This is a genomic window from Acidovorax sp. GW101-11A03 (genome assembly GCF_059424825.1).
This window is the reverse complement of sequence record NZ_JBWKZU010000031.1, coordinates 1-15291: the sequence shown is the minus strand read 5'-3', so window position 1 is coordinate 15291 and position 15291 is coordinate 1. Positions and strand designations below refer to the sequence as shown.

The following is a 15291-nucleotide window of genomic DNA, read 5'->3' as shown; positions in this document are numbered from 1 at the left end:
TGCAGGGGTGCGGCTAAGCCTGCTTGTCGCGCGCAAACACGGCGTCGAATGCACCGGCGGCGGGCTTGAAATCCAGCCGCTTGCAGAACGCCGCGCTCTCGGTGGCGCCGTGCACGCGGTCCATGCGGCTGTCCTCCCACTCCACCGAGAGCGGGCCTTGGTAGCCGATGTCGTTGAGCGCGACGATGATGGATTCGAAATCGATCATCCCGCGCCCCACGCTGCGAAAGTCCCAGTTTCGCCGCGCATCGCCAAAGCTGGTGTGCCCGCCAAACACGCCCACGGTGCCATCGCCCTTGCCCCACCACACGTCCTTCATGTGGGCGTTGTAGATGCGGTCGGCAAACTGGCGGATGAACTTGATGTAATCCACGCCCTGGTAGGCCAGGTGGCTGGGGTCGAAGTTGAAACCGAAGCGTTTGTGCCCGCTAACCGCTGCAATGGCGCGCTCGGCCGAGGCAATGTCGAACGCGATCTCGGTGGGGTGCACTTCGAGCGCAAAGTTGACATCGTACTGCTCGAACACATCGAGGATGGGGCCAAAGCGCTTCGCAAAATCGGCAAAGCCCTTGTCCCAATATGCCTGCGTGGTGGGCGGAAAGGCATAGATCGAATGCCACACCGATGAGCCCGTAAAACCTGTGACCGTCTTCACGCCGAACGCTGCGGCCGCGCGCGCCGTGTCGGCCAGCTCGGCCGCCGCACGCTGGCGCACGCCCTCGGGTTCGCCATCGCCCCACACATGCGGCGGCAGGATGGACTGGTGGCGCTCGTCGATCAGATCGCACACGGCCTGGCCCACCAGGTGGTTGCCGATGGCAAAACACTGCAGGCCGTGCTGGGCCAGCAATGCGTGTTTGTCCTTCACGTACTGGGGCGACGACAGCGCCTCTTGCACGTTGAAATGGTCACCCCAACAGGCCAGCTCCAGGCCGTCGTAGCCCATGCTGCGTGCCAGCGGCGCGAGTTCTGCCAGCGGCAGGTCGGCCCATTGGCCGGTGAAAAGGGTGACGGGTCTTGGCATGGCGGCTCCAAGGGCGTGTGGTTGCGGATGTACAAGCGGCAAGCAGCTATCTTTTCAATAGCTGCTTGCGCTTGATGAATAAGCGCTACAGGCCTATTTGATTCAAAACACCATCAGAACGGCGAATCGGGGAAGTAGAAATCCTTCGCCGTTTCCTTCGTGATCAGCACCGACGGAATGATGGTGTTGGCGGGCAGCTTCTCGCCCTTGATCCGCGCCTCGGCCGTGAGCTTGATCGAGTCGTAGATGAACTTGGGGCTGTACGACACGTTGGCCTGGATCAGCGGGTTGCTGCCGTCCATCAGCGTCTTGATCATGCCCTTGGCACCCGCGCCGCCGAACACCAGCTTGATGTCCTTGCGCTTGGCCTGCTCGATGGCCTTGAGCACGCCCACGGCCATGTCGTCGTCGGCAGCCCACACGGCGTCGATCTGCGGGAAGCGGGTCAGGTAGTCCTGCATCACCTTGAAGGCGTCGTCGCGGTTCCAGTTGGCGTACTTGGCGTCCAGCAGCTTGATGCCGGGGTGGTTCTTCAGCACGCTGTTGAACGCGTCCATGCGCTCGTTGTCCAGCGTGGTCGCAATGCCGCGCATGGCTACCACGTTGCCTTTGCCGCCCAGCGCCTTGGCGATGTACTCGGCCGGAATCTTGCCGAAGGCCGTGTTGTCACCCGCCACATATGCGTCCTGCGCGCTGGTGTCGGTCAGGCCCCGGTCCACCACCGTCACGTACACGCCCTTGGCCTTGACCTGGGCCACGGGCTTGGTCAGCGCGGCGGATTCGAACGGGAAGATCACCAGTGCATTGATCTTGTTCACCGTCACCAGGTCTTGCAGCTGGTTGGCCTGCTCGGGCGCGCCACCTGCGGTCTTCACGATGACCTGCAGGCCAGGGTGGGCCTTTTCCAGATCCTTCTTGGCCTGGTTGGCCCAGTACACGATGCCGCCGGTAAAGCCGTGCGTGGCCGACGGAATGGCCACACCCACCACCGTCTTGTTGGCCTGCGCCATGGCAGGGGCGGCCAATGCGAAGGCGGCGGCGCCCACGGCCGAGAGGGCCAGGCGGCGGGTGAAAGAAAGTTGGCTGTTCATGCGTTGTCTCCTGTTGCTTTGGAATATGGCCATGGAAGCTGGCCGGCTGGGGAACACGAAAGTCAAACGACCTACCGAGAAAACCGAAGATCCATCACCGCTTGCCCCTCTGCATGAAGGCAACCGCGATGATCACGAACCCCTGCACGGCAGCGTTCAGGTACACGCTGATGATGCTGGTGAGGTTGAGGATGTTGCTGATGACCGAGAGCAGGATGGCCCCCACCACCGTGCCGGTGATGCTGCCCGCCCCGCCCTTCAACACCGTGCCGCCCACGATGACGGCGGCAATCGCCTCCAGCTCCCACAGCAGCCCCGTGGTGGGCGATGCAGAGCCCAAGCGCGGCACATACAGCAGCGTGGCGATGCCTACGCACACCCCGAGCAGCATGTACGTCAGGATCTTGATCTTGTGCACGTCCACCGCCGCGTACTGCGCCACCTGCTCGTTGGAGCCGATGGCCTGCACATAGCGGCCATAGGCCGTGCGGTTCAGAATCACGCCGCCGATGACAGCCACCAGCAGAAAGATCCACACGGGGATGGGCACACCCAGCAGGTTGGCGTAATACACCGGGCTGTAGATGTCCGAAAGATCGTTCTCCAGCGTGATCGCCCCGCCGTTCGAGAAATACGTGAGGTACGCGCGGAAGATGCCAAGCGTGCCCAGCGTGACGATGAAAGGCTCGATGCGCCCCTTGGTGATGAGCAGGCCATGCACCAGCCCGAACACCGCACCCAGCACCACGGCCAGCAGCATGCCCACCACCACGGCCGCCATCGGCGAGCCCAGCACGGGCGCCATCGCGTTCATGAACAGGATGACTGAGCCCGCAATCAGCGCCGCCATGGAGCCTACCGACAGGTCGATGCCGCCCGAGATGATGACGAAGCACATGCCCACCGCGATGATGCCGATGAAGGCCGTGCGCGTGAGCACGTTCATCACGTTGTCGTAGGTGGCAAAGTTGCTGTTGAGCAGGGTGCCGGCAATGCACAGCAGCACGAGACCGATGACCGGGCCCAGCCCATGCAGCTTGCCCCACCAGGCACTGACACCGGTGGCTCCCGCCGCAGTGGCGGCAGCTTGGCGGCTGCCGCCCGTCTGCGGGGCTGCGGCGTTTTCAGCGGGTACCTGTGGCATGTGCGATCAACTCCTCTTCGGTCAAATGGGGTTCTTGCAGCGTGGTCTGCAGCCGCCCGGCGCGCATCACCGCCACGCAGTGGCACAGGCCGATCAGCTCCATCAGTTCAGACGAAATCACCACAACAGCCAGCCCCTGCTCTGCCAGGCGCTGCACCAGGTGATAAATCTCGCGCTTGGCGCCCACGTCCACGCCTCGCGTGGGCTCGTCCAACACCACCACGCTGGGGCCGGGGTGCAGCACCTTGGCCAGCGCCAGCTTTTGCTGGTTGCCGCCCGACAGCGACGACGCGCGCACCTCCAGCGACCCGGTGCGGATGCCGAACTCCTGCACCGCATCGCGCAGCGCAGCCTGCTCGGCCGCCGGGTCGAGCCAGGGCTTGGCATAGCGCTCCAGCGCCACCAGCGTCAGGTTGGGCCGCAGGCTGAAGTGCACGTGCAGGCCCTTGCCCTTGCGGTCTTCGCTCAGGTACGTGAGGCCGTGGCGCGCCGCATCGCGCGGGCTTTTCAAATGCACGGGTTTGCCAGCAATCTCCACCGTGCCGGCCGAGCGCGGGCGCAGGCCCAGCAGGCCTTCAAACAGCTCGGTGCGCCCGGCGCCCACCAGCCCGGCAAAGCCCAGAATCTCGCCGCGCCGCACGTCAAAGCTCACGTCCTCGGCCCAGCCCGGCACCGTGAGGTCGCGCACCTGGATGGCCGGCTCTCCACCCGCAGGCGCAGGCAGCTTGGGCGGGAACAAATCCGCCAGCTCGCGGCCCACCATCAGGTTGGCCATCTGCCGCCGCGTCACGCTGGCCGTGGCCTCGCGCGCCACCAGCAGGCCGTCGCGCATCACCACCACCTCGTCGGTGGTGCGCTCCACTTCGTCGAGCTTGTGCGATATGTAAATGATGGTCACGCCTGCGGCCTTCAGCCCTGCCATCAGCGCAAACAGGCGCTCCGTCTCGCCCGGGGTCAGCGTGGCGGTGGGCTCGTCCATGATGAGCAGGCGCGCATTGCGGGCCAACGCGCGGGCAATCTCCACCAGCTGCTTTTCGGCCACGATGAGCTTCTTCACGCGCGTGTCGGGGTCCAGCGGCAGGCCCACCTGTGCCAAAGCAGCGCGCGTTTTCTCGCGCATCGCCTTGTCGTCCAGGAAAGGGCCCTTCTTGATCTCGTGGCCCAGAAAGATGTTCTGCGCAATCGTCAGGTCGTCCGCCAGGTTGAACTCCTGGTGGATCAGCACAATGCCCTGCGCCTCGGCCGCGCGCGATCCGCCGCCCGGGGCGCGCACCGCGCCATCCACCACCACCTCGCCGGTGGTCGGGCTCTCATACCCCGCCAGAATCTTCATCAGCGTGGACTTGCCCGCGCCGTTTTCGCCCAGCAGGCCATAGACGCGGCCCGGCTGCAGCGCAAAGCCCACGCCGTGCAGCACGCGCACCGGGCCAAACTCCTTGGTCACATTGCGGAACTCGACGGCCACGCTCATCGCGCTGCCCCTACACCAACACCCGCGCCCGCCACCGAGCCCGCGCGCGACAGGCTCTCCTGCATCGCCAGCACGCCTGCGCCAACCACACCGGCATCGTCGGCCAGCGGCGCGTATTGAATCTCCAGGTGCCGCGTAGAAAGCGCCAGCGACCGGTGGTACACGCTCTGCCGCACCGACGCGAGGAACAGCGGCCCCATGTCCGTCACCCGCCCCGCAATGAACACATGCGACGGGTTGAAGAAGTTGACGATGGACGCCAGCATCTGCCCCACCAGGCTGCCCGCGCGCTGGATGATCGCGTTGGCCGCCACATCGCCCGTGCGGCTGGCCTGGGCCACGTCTTCAATGGTCAGCGTGCCGGTGCTTTGCAGCCGCTCGGCCAGCAGCGCGCTCTCGCCGCGCTGCGCGGCCTCAATGGCCATGCGCGCCATGGCGGGCGCTGCGGCCATCGCCTCCACACAGCCCTGGTTGCCGCAGTGGCAGCGCGGGCCGTGCTGGTCCACGCAGATGTGGCCCACATCGCCCGCCGATCCATTGGCACCCCGGTACACCTGCCCGTGGCACACAATGCCGCAGCCAATGCCCGTGCCGACCTTGATCACGAGGAAGTTGGGCAGGTTGCGCTGCAGCCGGTACATCTCGCCCAAAGCCATCAGGTTCACGTCGTTGTCCACAAACACCGGCGCGGCAAACGCCTCGCGCAGGTAGTCGCGGATGGAAAAGCCGTCCCAGTCGGGCATCAGCGGCGGGTTGACGAGCTGCCCGCTTTCAAAATCCACCGGCCCCGGCACGCCCATGCCGATGGCAATCACCTGATTCGGGGCCAGCCCGCAGCGCGCCAGCAGCTCCCGCATCAGCCCCCGCACCCGCGCCAGGATCACGCCCGGCCCCTGGCGCACATCAATCGGCTCGCGATGCCGCGCCAGCACCGTCATGTCCGGGCGCATCACTGCCACCTGCATGCTGGTCGCGCCCAGGTCGGCGCCAATCACCACGCCCAGGGTTTCGCTCAATCGAAGGGTTTCGGCACGCCGGCCGCCAGAGGATTCCTGCAGACCCACCTCGTCGAGCAGGCCTTCATCGAGCAGCGCCGCGACCATGGCGTTGGCCTTGCTCTTGGAATAGGCGAGGCGCTGCGCCAGCGCATTGCGCGACGCGCCTGCGGACCAGAAGATGGTCTGCAAGACGCTCAGGTCTTCGGTGCCGCAGTGACTCCAGCGGGTGGATGGCAAGGCTTGTCTCCTGTCGTTTTCATACGCAGCACCTCATGGGGTGGGTGCTTGACAGGGATGCTATGCGGTCTACTTTGGCCGGGCAAGACTGAACTTTGACCTAATTTAGGTGAAAGTTGAGATATCCGGTCGCGGAGCGCTAATGATTAAGCTTGGGCTTGCCGCTAAACGGTCGGTTACGACGCGTCGATTTTTGGAACCTTAGCCAGCCATCCGCTGGTATCGCGGCGATTCCGCGCAAAAGAAGCTCCGTAGATAAGCAGGGCCACACCGATCGCGGCAGCAAATCCCAGATATCCCAAATAGCCAAGCAGGAATATCAATGCGATCATGCTGATCGACAGCACTGTCCACATCCTTTTGACTTGGCGAAGATTCACAGTGCGCTCATCGGTGAGCTGCTGCTTCAGCCGTTGCGCCAGCATATTGATGGTGAGTCTGTTAGTCACATCCAGAGTACCGCCTACACGCCTTCTTGCTGCGAACGCTGGGCGTCCGTAACAAGTGAAGACCGAGTACTTATAGTTCCCCTCGTTCTCGGTTTCGCGCTCGCAGCGAAAATCAATGAGAGCATTGCCACCAACCGATGCAGCCCGAAACTTGATGTGATCTTCTGCGGCGAGCTTGTCCTTGGTCGTCATTGAGCAGATGAACCAATCGCTGACTTCAATCAGCTCCCACCCTCTGATGGTGTCAGTCTTAGAAATCAGAATCTCAAGGTAACCCGGTCCCTCGTAACCCATGGATACCAGCTCAACTACCTTGCAGCGTTCGGCCCGATAACCCTTAGGGGTGGGCACTGGATCGAACGAAACAACGCTCCCATCACCTAGTGCCTCGGGACGCGAGTGAACAAACGAATTGACGTGAAAAAAATAGTCCTTGTCGTCGTCCCCCTTGATGAAGCCAAAGCCCTTTTCCCTAGTAAATGTTTTGATTTTTCCTTGCATAGCTCTCAAATGTTGGGGGATGAAACGCCCTGGTTCTGCCGAAGCTGTTTGGTTTAAGTCAGCCCACTTCCACAGTGACCTGACTGGCGAGTTGCCGGCAGTAGTTTGCCTCAGGCTCAGCAGGCGGGATGTACCCGATGGGTTCGAGCGGGCGATGGACAGGCTCCTACGCCCGCGCGCTCAAACGTCTGGGCCACGATCACATTGGCAAGGTGGTTGTTCGTTGTCGTCATCATCATGTCGGTGCTCCTGGTGGTTGTTGGTGGATTGCTTGATTTCTTGACCTCTTATTGCTCGGGGTGCTGGTGGCGGTATTCCTGCGTGCGGCCGCCAAAGCCGTACGCGGTGGCGCGCACGTCCTGCACGTAGACGTAGCTTTCGGGGTGCAGCGTGCCCAACAGGCCTTCAAAGGCTGCGAACGCCTCGGCGATGTAGCGCGCCTTCTCGGCCTTGGTGTTGGTCTCGTCCACCACCTTGACGTCGAAGTAGAAGCTCGACCGCTTCAGGTCGGCCAGCGACCGGCCGGCGACGTACCAGTCGGCCGGGTCCACAAAGGTGATGACCACGGCCGTAAGGTCACGCCGCTTGCCGAGCACGCGGGTGGTCAGGTCCAGCAGGGTTTCTGCAATGCGGGCAGACAGCTCGGGCGTGCGTTGGGCAGACACTTTGACGTTGAGGATGGGCATGGAGGGCTCCTGTAAAGACTCATGGGGTTGAACGAGCCTTCACTGTAGAAATTGCGCCCCGCCACGGAAACCGCCCGTGGCGATAATGGCTTTTGCTCCGCACGCAAAGGCGCGCTCGATGAAAAAAGAACCCCGCTCCTTCCTCCCCGACCCGGCCGACCTGCGGTGGCTGGTGCGGTCGCTCGACCTGCGCTCGTTTTCTGCAGCGGCGCGCGAGATGGATGTGGCGGTGTCGGTGGTCGCGCGCGGTGTAGACCGGCTGGAGGCCGGCTACGGCGTGCGCTTGCTGCGCCGGTCCACGCACGGCCTGTCGGCCACGCCCGAGGGCGCAGAGCTGGCGCAGGAAGCGCGTGCCTTGCTGGCGCAGCTGGAGGACATCGGGGCATCGCTGTCCGACCAGCGCAGCCGCGTGGCGGGCACCTTGCGCTTGGCCTCCAGCCAGGAGATTTGCGAGGCGCTGGTGTTGCCCCACCTGGCGGACCTGCAGGCGCGCTACCCCGCGCTGCGGGTAGAGCTGCTGGCCGATGACCGCGTGGCCGACCTGGTGACGGAGGGCATCGACGTGGCGCTGCGCACCACCGTGGGCCACAGCGACCTGGTGGTGGCGCGCGAACTGGGCCGGTTTGAGCGGCGCCTGTACGCGGCCCCTGCGTACTTGGAACAGCACGGCACGCCTGCCGAGCCTAGCGAGCTGCAGCAGCACCACACCGTCACGCACACGGCGCAGGGGCCGGCGGTGACATGGGCCTTTCGCAATGCACAAGGCAAGCCGCTGGAGGTGACCGTGCGCTCGCGCCTGGCCGCCAGCAGTTCGGCCCTGGTGCACCACGCACTGGTGAGCGGCGCGGGGATCGGCATGTTATCCAGCCCGCTCGCGGCGGCGGATGTGGCGCAAGGCCGGTTGGTGGAGGTGCTTGCGCCTTTTGCGTCCCGCACGGTGCACACGCTGTACGCGGTGTCATCACCGGGGCGGCGCAATGCGGCCAGGGTGAAGGCGGTGATTGATTTTCTGGTGAAGGCGTCGAAGGACCGGTGGGCGCTGGCGCCTGTGCGTTGAAGGTGTTTTGTGCACCACGGGCTGGCTGGCACGGGGGCCGGTGACCCCAGCCGCAAGAAAACCTGGGGGTGCGCAAGGTGCGGGCATGCGGGGTCAGTGGACTGGCCCGCTTTCGTTGCCTGCTAGCAGGCCGATGCCACCCAGCCTCTGAACGCAAAGCCCATGTAAAACATCTGCACATCGGTGAACCCAGCCTCGCGCAGAATCGCCTCGTCTTCCTGCGGCGTCAGCACCGCCAGCTCTGCAGCCACCTTGTCCCGCGCCCTGGCCGCGTGCTCGGGCGGCACGCCGGACGCCACCTGAAACGCGGAGTAGCGTGACAGCCAAAGGTCGCGCTCCCCTGCCCCGCCCTCGCCGCCAGGGCCAGCACCATCCGCCACGCTCAGATGTGCCACCACCAGCGGTGCCCCGGGCCTGAGCCGCCCCCGGATCTCCGCCGCCATGGCCGCACGCTCCTCGCGCGGCACAAAGTGAAAAGTCAGCAGGCACGTAGCGCCATCGAACGGCCCGGCCGGTGCGCTCTGCACATAGCCGTGGTGCAGCGCCACGCGGTCGCCCGGCACGCCCGCGCTCTGCAGCCGCTGCGCCGCCAGGTCCAGCATGGGCTGGCTGGGGTCCACGCCGTCAAAACGCCAGCCGGGGTGCGCCCGCGCCATGTCTTCCAGCTCCAGCCCGCCACCTGCGCCCACCACCAGCACGCGACCATCGGCGGGCACATGCTCGGCCAAGAGGATGCGGGACATGCGCAGCAGGCTGTCGTAGCCGGGCACGTTGCGGCGGGGGCCTTCGGCGTAGCGGGCGACGGCGGCGGGGTCGGTGAAGGGGGAGGTGTGCTGGTGTGTCATCGGGCTGGTTGGGGGGTGCGGCCGCAGCGGTGTCTGCAACGGTGGTGGGAGGGAAAATTCAGCATCAAATTGGCCTTCACCGCGCGTCCATCATGCCCCGGCAGCTATTGATTGAGTAGCAACCTGCCTAGGCTTTGGCAGGGTTTGCCGCGCCATGCTAGTATCACGCAACTTTTAATGTTGCATGAAACGAGATAGCCGACTTTCCAACGTCCTCCACGCGCTGCTGCACATGGCAGAGATGGAGGGGCCCGCCACGTCTGAGGCGATGGCGCAGGCCATGCAGACCAACCCGGTGGTGGTGCGCCGCCTGATGGCGGGGCTGCGGTATGCGGGCTTTGTGTCGTCGGCCAAGGGGCATGGCGGCGGGTGGGTGCTGTCGTGCCCGCTCACCGACATCACGCTGCGCGACATCTACGAGGCACTGGGCGCGCCCACGCTGTTGGCCGTGGGCAACCGCGTGGAGAGCCCCGGCTGCATCGTCGAGCAGGCGGTGAACCGCGCGCTGACCGACGCCTACCAGGCGGCCGAAGAAGCGCTGCTGGCGCGGCTGGGCGAAGTGACGCTGGCGCAGCTGTCGGCCGAGTTTCATGAACGCATGGTGGCCGGGTGCCACGGTCACAAGGAGATGGAGCATGGCGACAGCGGCAATGGCAACCACCCAGGCGTATGAGGTGATCGTGATAGGCGGCAGCTTTGCCGGCCTGTCGGCCGCAATGCAGCTGGCGCGGGCTCGGCGGCGTGTTTGTGTGGTGGACGCAGGCCAGCCGCGCAACCGGTTTGCGGCAGCATCGCACGGCTTCTTTGGGCAAGATGGCGAGCCGCCGCTGGCGATGATCGAGCAGGCGCGGCGCAAGCTGGCGGCCTACCCCACGGTGGGTTTTGTGCAGGGCACGGTGGTGTCTGCCACGCCGCAGCACAGCGCGGGGTCGCCGGAGAATGGGTTTGAAGTGGTGCTGGACGATGGCACGCACATGGAGGCCCACAAGCTGGTGCTGGCGTTTGGCGTGCAGGATGGCTTGCCCGACATTGCGGGCCTCCGCGAGCGCTGGGGCGCATCGGTTTTGCACTGCCCGTATTGCCATGGCTATGAATTTGCAGGCCAGCGGCTGGGCGTGCTGTACCACTCGGCAGGCTCGGCCATGCACGCGCAGCTGATTGCAGACTGGGGGCCAACCACCCTCTTCCTGAACGGCGACACCACGCTGGAGAGCGCCGACCGCGAGCGGCTGCTGGCGCTGGGCCTTGCCATCGAGCCCGCACCCATCGCCGCGCTGGAAGGCCCGGGCCAGGCGATGCAGGGTGCGCGGCTGCAAGCCACTAGCGATGCGCGCGTGGTGCCGCTGGATGCGCTGTATGTGGCCGCCACCACCCGCCCTGCCAGCCCGCTGGCCGAGCAACTGGGCTGCGCGTTGGACGATGGGCCCATGGGCCCGTACCTCCGCACCGATGCCAACAAGATGACCACGGTGCCCGGCGTGTATGCCGCTGGCGACCTGACGCTGATGCGGCACAACGCCACACTGGCCTCGGCCGAAGGGGTGCTGGCGGGTGTGGGGGCGCACCAGGCGCTGGTGTTTGGGGCGTGACCCACGCTTGCCGGGTGCGCGCAGGGTGTGACTGGGGGACTCAACACACGGCGCACCGACCACCGGTTGACGCACCCCGCAGCAGGCCCCTACACTGCCCCATCGCGCTTGGCCTCTTGGGCCTAGGCGAACCGCAAAGCCCTCCACCACCGTCGAGGGCTTTTTTTCGTCCGTCGCATGGAAAGCTCTCTCTGCTTGCAGAGGGGGCTTTTTGTTTTTCTGGAGCCCTTTCTCGTGCACACCACTTCCAACCACGCAGTCCCCACAGCCGTTGCCTGCACGGCCCCTCGCATTCACCTGGTCATCGGCCCGGTCGGCGCAGGCAAGTCCACCTTTGCCCGCGAATTGGTGCAGCAGCACAGCGCCGTGCCGCTGAACCTGGACGACTGGATGGCCACGCTGTTCTCGCCCGACCGACCGGACCTGCCTGGCGCCGATGTGATGGCCTGGTATATCGCGCGCACTCAGCGCTGCCTCTTGCAGATCTGGAAAACCGCCGAAGCTGTTCTGCACGCTGGCACCGATGTTGTGCTGGAGATTGGCCTCATCCGGCAGCAGGAGCGGGATGCGTTCTATACCCGCATGGGGCATTGGGCCGATGCCATGACGGTGTACGTGCTGGACGCCCCGCGCGAGCTGCGCCGCGCGCGTGTGAACCAGCGCAACGCCGAGAGGGGCGAGACTTTTTCCATGGTGGTGCCGCCCCACATTTTTGAGCTGGCCAGCGACCTGTGGCAACCGCCGGACCAGGCTGAGTGCAAGGCGCACACGGTGGTGTTTGTGCCGCTGGCAGATCAGCCGATTTGACGCGGGCCAGGCAGATCAGCCAGCGCTGGCGGCGGCATTGCCAGGCCGCCGCAGCGTCCACAGCGCCGCCGCCATCAGCCCCACGCCCGCCAACTGCACGGGGCTGAGCGTGCGGCCATACACCGCCCAGTCCACCAGCACAGCGGTGAGCGGGTACACAAACTGCAGCACCGCAATGCGCCCCAGCCCCAGGCGCGCCATGCCTGCAAACAGCACCACATAGGCCAGCCCCGTGTGCAGCACGCCCAGGCCCAGCAGCCAGCCCCAAGCGGCGCCCAGTGGCGGCCACCCGAGCACGAAGGGCGCCCATGCCAGCGCCACCGCACCAACCAGGCATTGCCACAGGGCAATGGCGTAGGGGCTGATGGCCTTTTGCGTGTTGGCAAGCAGCGTGACGCCCGCGTAGCACAGCGAGCCGCCCAGGCACATCAACACGCCCGCCAGGTAGCCCTGACTGTTGTTGCTTTCTGTGACAGCGGCTGCGGCCGTGCCGTCGAGCAGCCCGGTGGTCAGCACCAGGCCCGCCAGCGCGGCCAGGGTGGCCAGCCACTGCAGGGGCGAGATGGCCGCACGCAGAAACAGCGCGCCAAACACGATGACCCAGATGGGCTGGATGTGAAAGATGACCGTGGCCACGGCGATGGAGGTGCGCGGGATGGCCGCAAAAAACAGCGCCCAGTTCAGCACCATGAGCACGCCCGTGGCGCAGGCCACCCAGCGGGCTTTGCCGCTGAGCAGAAGCTCGCGCCCCCGCCCCGTGCCCAGGCACCAGGCCAGCAGCGCCAGTGCGCCAAACGCGCAGCGAAACCACACGGTGACCAGCGGGTGCTGGCCCGCTTCTTCCACAAACACGCCGATGGTGCCCAGCAGCACACCACCGGCAATCAGCAGCCACTGGCCGTCGCGCTCGCGGGTGTGTGCGTTGGCGGGCTGCGGTGTGCTGGCAAGGGATGGCGATGCGGCGGTATGGGATGGGGAGTGGTTCATGCCGCCGATGGTCCGGGTTTCGGGCTACGCTGTAAAACGGATAAATCGAACAGATACCATTCGATAAGCGAATTCAAAGCAAACCGCCCATGAACTACCCAGACTTTCAGATCGACTGGCTGCGCGCCTTTGTGGCAGTGGTGGATGCGGGCTCGCTATCGGGCGCGGCGCCGCTGGTGCACCGCTCACAATCGGCCGTGAGCATGCAGATCAAGAAGCTGGAGACCGCGCTGGGCCGCCCGGTGCTGCTGCGCGGGCCGCGCCACCTGGAGGTGACGCCAGCCGGGGCCGAGCTGTTGTCGTACGCGCGCCGTGTGCTCGATTTGCAGGCCGAGGCGCATGCGGCGCTGTTTGGCCCCAAGCTGGCGGGCCGCGTGCGGCTGGGTGTGCCAGACGACTACGCCAGCGCCTACCTCACGCCGGTGCTGCGCAGCTTTGCGCACCGCTACCAGGGGGTGGAGATTGAGCTGACATGCGAGCAGTCCACATCGCTGATCCCGCGCCTGGGGCGTGGTGAGCTGGACCTGGCGCTGGTCTCGCGCGACAAGCCGCAGCGCGGGCGCTTTCTGTTTGATGAGCCGCTGGTGTGGGTTGGCGCTGCGCAGTACGAGGTGTGGCGGCGCGACCCGCTGCCCATTGCGGTGTACGAATCGGCCAGCATGGCGCGGCAGGCCACGTTGTCGGCGCTGGCGGCGCGGCGCCGGGCCTATCGCATCGTGTACCACAGCTCCAGCCTGGCGGGCCAACTGGCCGCCGTGGAAAGCGGCCTGGCCGTGGCCGTGCTCACGCGCTGCAGCGTGCCGCCCCACCTGCAGATCTTGCAGAACCTGCCGGCGGAGTTTGACCTGCCGCCGCTGGATGCCATGCATGTGGCGGTGCTGCGCAGCAAGGTGTCGCAGCGCTCACCGGCGGTGGATGCGATGTATGAGCAGATGGTGCGGACGCTGGGGGATTGAAGACACAGGCCGCCCCTGCCGCCACAAGGCACTTGCGCGACGGTGTTTCTAGCGCAATCACGTTCTAATGCTTGGCACCGGGCCGCGCAGTGGAACGAAAGGCGCGCCCTCTTTCCCCTCGAAAGGCATTCATGACCACCACCGTCACCATCCCTACCACCGCCCTGCAATTGCGCTCGCTCGTCCAGCCCGACGGCACCTTGCAGCTCAGCCTGGAGCCCACACCCGTGCCCACGCCGGGGCCCGATGAGGTGCTGATCCAGGTGCAGGCCACCCCCATCAACCCGTCGGACATTGGCCTGCTGCTAGGCCCGGCCGATTGGTCCACCGTGCAGGTCAGCGGCACGGCCGATCGGCCGGTGGCCACGGCCCGCATCCCCGAGCGCGCCATGCCCAACATGGCCGCACGCCTGGGCCAGAGCATGCCGGTGGGCAACGAGGGCGCAGGCCTGGTGGTGGCCGCAGGCGCATCGCCCGCCGCGCAGGCGCTGCTGGGCCGCACGGTGGCAGTCATCGGCGGCGCCATGTATTCGCAATACCGCGCCATGCCTGCGGCGCAATGCCTGGTGTTGCCACCCGGCACCACGGCGGCCGAGGGCGCATCGTGTTTTGTGAACCCGCTCACGGCGCTGAGCATGGTGGAGACGATGAAGCGCGAGGGCCACACTGCGCTGGTGCACACCGCTGCGGCCAGCAACCTGGGGCAGATGCTGAACAAGGTGTGTCAGAAGGACGGCATCGCTTTGATCAACATCGTGCGCAAGCCAGAGCAGGCGGCGCTGCTGCGCGAGATGGGCGCTCAGTATGTGTGCGACAGCAGCGCGCCCACCTTCATGGCCGACCTGACGGATGCGCTGGCTGCCACCGGTGCCACGATTGCGTTCGACGCCACGGGCGGCGGCACGCTGGCCGGGCAGATCCTGCAGTGCATGGAGGCCGCCATCAACCGCACGGCCAAGGAGTACAGCCGCTACGGTTCGGCCGTGCACAAGCAGGTGTATTTGTACGGCCACCTGGACACGCGGCCCACCGAAGTGCACCGCACCTTTGGCATGGCCTGGGGCATGGGCGGGTGGCTGCTGTTTCCGTTTCTGCAGAAGATTGGCAATGAGGCCACCCAGGCGCTGCGCGCGCGCGTGGCCGCCGAGCTGAAGACCACGTTTGCCAGCCACTATGCGCGCACGGTGTCGCTGGCGGGGGCGCTGAGTGCAGAGGCGATTGCTTTTTATGGCCCGCGCAATACCGGGGCCAAGGTGCTGATCGATCCGTCGATGGAGTGAGGCTGCGCGGGCGTTTTCCTACGGACTCGCGTTCAGCCATCCCAACCGGTCGGGCTGAGCTTGTCGAAGCCCTGCACCGCGCTTCGACAAGCTCAGCGTGAACGGGTTTTGATGAACCCACCTTCGATCACCCAACACCGTTCGGGCTGAGCCTGTCGAAGCCCTGTAC

General features: G+C 65.7%; 15 protein-coding genes. 6 read left to right on the top strand and 9 right to left on the bottom strand.

Annotated features, from left to right (window positions below):
* Positions 1 to 13: 13 nt before the first annotated feature.
* From AC07Z7_RS14195 to AC07Z7_RS14165, 7 genes are all read right to left on the bottom strand, one after another.
* Positions 14 to 1024 (bottom strand): sugar phosphate isomerase/epimerase family protein, encoded by a 1011-nt coding sequence (locus tag AC07Z7_RS14195; RefSeq protein WP_494766621.1) that lies wholly within the window; start codon positions 1022 to 1024, stop codon positions 14 to 16.
* A 113-nt stretch (positions 1025 to 1137) separates the two neighbouring features.
* Complete coding sequence (locus AC07Z7_RS14190) at positions 1138 to 2115, bottom strand: substrate-binding domain-containing protein (RefSeq protein WP_121506725.1); 978 nt, start codon at positions 2113 to 2115, stop codon at positions 1138 to 1140.
* A 94-nt stretch (positions 2116 to 2209) separates the two neighbouring features.
* Positions 2210 to 3259: an ABC transporter permease gene (locus tag AC07Z7_RS14185; RefSeq protein WP_494766620.1), complete on the bottom strand. Its 1050-nt coding sequence runs from the start codon at positions 3257 to 3259 to the stop codon at positions 2210 to 2212.
* A complete protein-coding gene (locus AC07Z7_RS14180) occupies positions 3240 to 4730 on the bottom strand; it encodes a sugar ABC transporter ATP-binding protein (RefSeq protein WP_494766619.1) in 1491 nt (496 codons plus the stop codon). Before AC07Z7_RS14180 ends, AC07Z7_RS14185 begins: the two co-directional genes overlap by 20 nt.
* Positions 4727 to 5965 (bottom strand): ROK family protein, encoded by a 1239-nt coding sequence (locus tag AC07Z7_RS14175; protein ID WP_494766618.1) that lies wholly within the window; start codon positions 5963 to 5965, stop codon positions 4727 to 4729. Before AC07Z7_RS14175 ends, AC07Z7_RS14180 begins: the two co-directional genes overlap by 4 nt.
* A 176-nt stretch (positions 5966 to 6141) precedes the next feature.
* Entirely contained in the window at positions 6142 to 6915 is a 774-nt protein-coding gene (locus AC07Z7_RS14170; protein ID WP_494766617.1) for a cold-shock protein, read from the bottom strand.
* 287 nt (positions 6916 to 7202) lie between these two features.
* Entirely contained in the window at positions 7203 to 7601 is a 399-nt protein-coding gene (locus AC07Z7_RS14165) for a tautomerase family protein (protein ID WP_494766616.1), read from the bottom strand.
* A gap of 118 nt (positions 7602 to 7719) precedes the next feature.
* Here AC07Z7_RS14165 and AC07Z7_RS14160 point away from each other — a divergent pair, with 118 nt between their 5' ends.
* Positions 7720 to 8658 (top strand): LysR family transcriptional regulator, encoded by a 939-nt coding sequence (locus tag AC07Z7_RS14160; protein ID WP_494766615.1) that lies wholly within the window; start codon positions 7720 to 7722, stop codon positions 8656 to 8658.
* Between the two features lie 122 nt (positions 8659 to 8780).
* Here AC07Z7_RS14160 and AC07Z7_RS14155 read toward each other — a convergent pair whose 3' ends face one another.
* Positions 8781 to 9503: a class I SAM-dependent methyltransferase gene (locus AC07Z7_RS14155; protein ID WP_494766614.1), complete on the bottom strand. Its 723-nt coding sequence runs from the start codon at positions 9501 to 9503 to the stop codon at positions 8781 to 8783.
* 184 nt (positions 9504 to 9687) lie between these two features.
* On the opposite strand from AC07Z7_RS14155, the gene AC07Z7_RS14150 reads away from it, so the two are divergent.
* The 3 genes from AC07Z7_RS14150 (at position 9688) to AC07Z7_RS14140 (ending at position 11899) form a co-directional block, all read left to right on the top strand.
* Positions 9688 to 10176: an Rrf2 family transcriptional regulator gene (locus tag AC07Z7_RS14150; protein WP_494766613.1), complete on the top strand. Its 489-nt coding sequence runs from the start codon at positions 9688 to 9690 to the stop codon at positions 10174 to 10176.
* Positions 10154 to 11092, top strand: coding sequence for an NAD(P)/FAD-dependent oxidoreductase (locus AC07Z7_RS14145; RefSeq protein WP_494766612.1), 939 nt, complete (start codon positions 10154 to 10156; stop codon positions 11090 to 11092). The genes AC07Z7_RS14150 and AC07Z7_RS14145 overlap by 23 nt, the downstream gene beginning before the upstream one ends.
* A gap of 234 nt (positions 11093 to 11326) precedes the next feature.
* Positions 11327 to 11899, top strand: a complete 573-nt coding sequence (locus AC07Z7_RS14140) for a P-loop nucleotide/nucleoside kinase family protein (protein WP_494766611.1) — start codon at positions 11327 to 11329, stop codon at positions 11897 to 11899.
* 15 nt (positions 11900 to 11914) lie between these two features.
* Here AC07Z7_RS14140 and AC07Z7_RS14135 read toward each other — a convergent pair whose 3' ends face one another.
* Positions 11915 to 12886: a DMT family transporter gene (locus tag AC07Z7_RS14135; RefSeq protein ID WP_494766610.1), complete on the bottom strand. Its 972-nt coding sequence runs from the start codon at positions 12884 to 12886 to the stop codon at positions 11915 to 11917.
* 89 nt (positions 12887 to 12975) lie between these two features.
* On the opposite strand from AC07Z7_RS14135, the gene AC07Z7_RS14130 reads away from it, so the two are divergent.
* Positions 12976 to 13842 (top strand): LysR family transcriptional regulator, encoded by an 867-nt coding sequence (locus AC07Z7_RS14130; RefSeq protein WP_094290814.1) that lies wholly within the window; start codon positions 12976 to 12978, stop codon positions 13840 to 13842.
* 131 nt (positions 13843 to 13973) lie between these two features.
* A complete protein-coding gene (locus tag AC07Z7_RS14125) occupies positions 13974 to 15122 on the top strand; it encodes a zinc-binding dehydrogenase (RefSeq protein WP_494766609.1) in 1149 nt (382 codons plus the stop codon).
* Positions 15123 to 15291 lie beyond the last annotated feature (169 nt).

What these genes read in the sequence shown, in the direction of transcription:
- AC07Z7_RS14195 (WP_494766621.1), bottom strand. Translation starts at nt 1,024, where the DNA reads ATGCCAAGACCCGTCACCCTTTTCACCGGCCAATGGGCCGACCTGCCG.
- AC07Z7_RS14190 (WP_121506725.1), bottom strand. Translation starts at nt 2,115, where the DNA reads ATGAACAGCCAACTTTCTTTCACCCGCCGCCTGGCCCTCTCGGCCGTG.
- AC07Z7_RS14185 (WP_494766620.1), bottom strand. Translation starts at nt 3,259, where the DNA reads ATGCCACAGGTACCCGCTGAAAACGCCGCAGCCCCGCAGACGGGCGGC.
- AC07Z7_RS14180 (WP_494766619.1), bottom strand. Translation starts at nt 4,730, where the DNA reads ATGAGCGTGGCCGTCGAGTTCCGCAATGTGACCAAGGAGTTTGGCCCG.
- AC07Z7_RS14170 (WP_494766617.1), bottom strand. Translation starts at nt 6,915, where the DNA reads ATGCAAGGAAAAATCAAAACATTTACTAGGGAAAAGGGCTTTGGCTTC.
- AC07Z7_RS14165 (WP_494766616.1), bottom strand. Translation starts at nt 7,601, where the DNA reads ATGCCCATCCTCAACGTCAAAGTGTCTGCCCAACGCACGCCCGAGCTG.
- AC07Z7_RS14160 (WP_494766615.1), top strand. Translation starts at nt 7,720, where the DNA reads ATGAAAAAAGAACCCCGCTCCTTCCTCCCCGACCCGGCCGACCTGCGG.
- AC07Z7_RS14155 (WP_494766614.1), bottom strand. Translation starts at nt 9,503, where the DNA reads ATGACACACCAGCACACCTCCCCCTTCACCGACCCCGCCGCCGTCGCC.
- AC07Z7_RS14150 (WP_494766613.1), top strand. Translation starts at nt 9,688, where the DNA reads ATGAAACGAGATAGCCGACTTTCCAACGTCCTCCACGCGCTGCTGCAC.
- AC07Z7_RS14145 (WP_494766612.1), top strand. Translation starts at nt 10,154, where the DNA reads ATGGCAACCACCCAGGCGTATGAGGTGATCGTGATAGGCGGCAGCTTT.
- AC07Z7_RS14135 (WP_494766610.1), bottom strand. Translation starts at nt 12,886, where the DNA reads ATGAACCACTCCCCATCCCATACCGCCGCATCGCCATCCCTTGCCAGC.
- AC07Z7_RS14130 (WP_094290814.1), top strand. Translation starts at nt 12,976, where the DNA reads ATGAACTACCCAGACTTTCAGATCGACTGGCTGCGCGCCTTTGTGGCA.
- AC07Z7_RS14125 (WP_494766609.1), top strand. Translation starts at nt 13,974, where the DNA reads ATGACCACCACCGTCACCATCCCTACCACCGCCCTGCAATTGCGCTCG.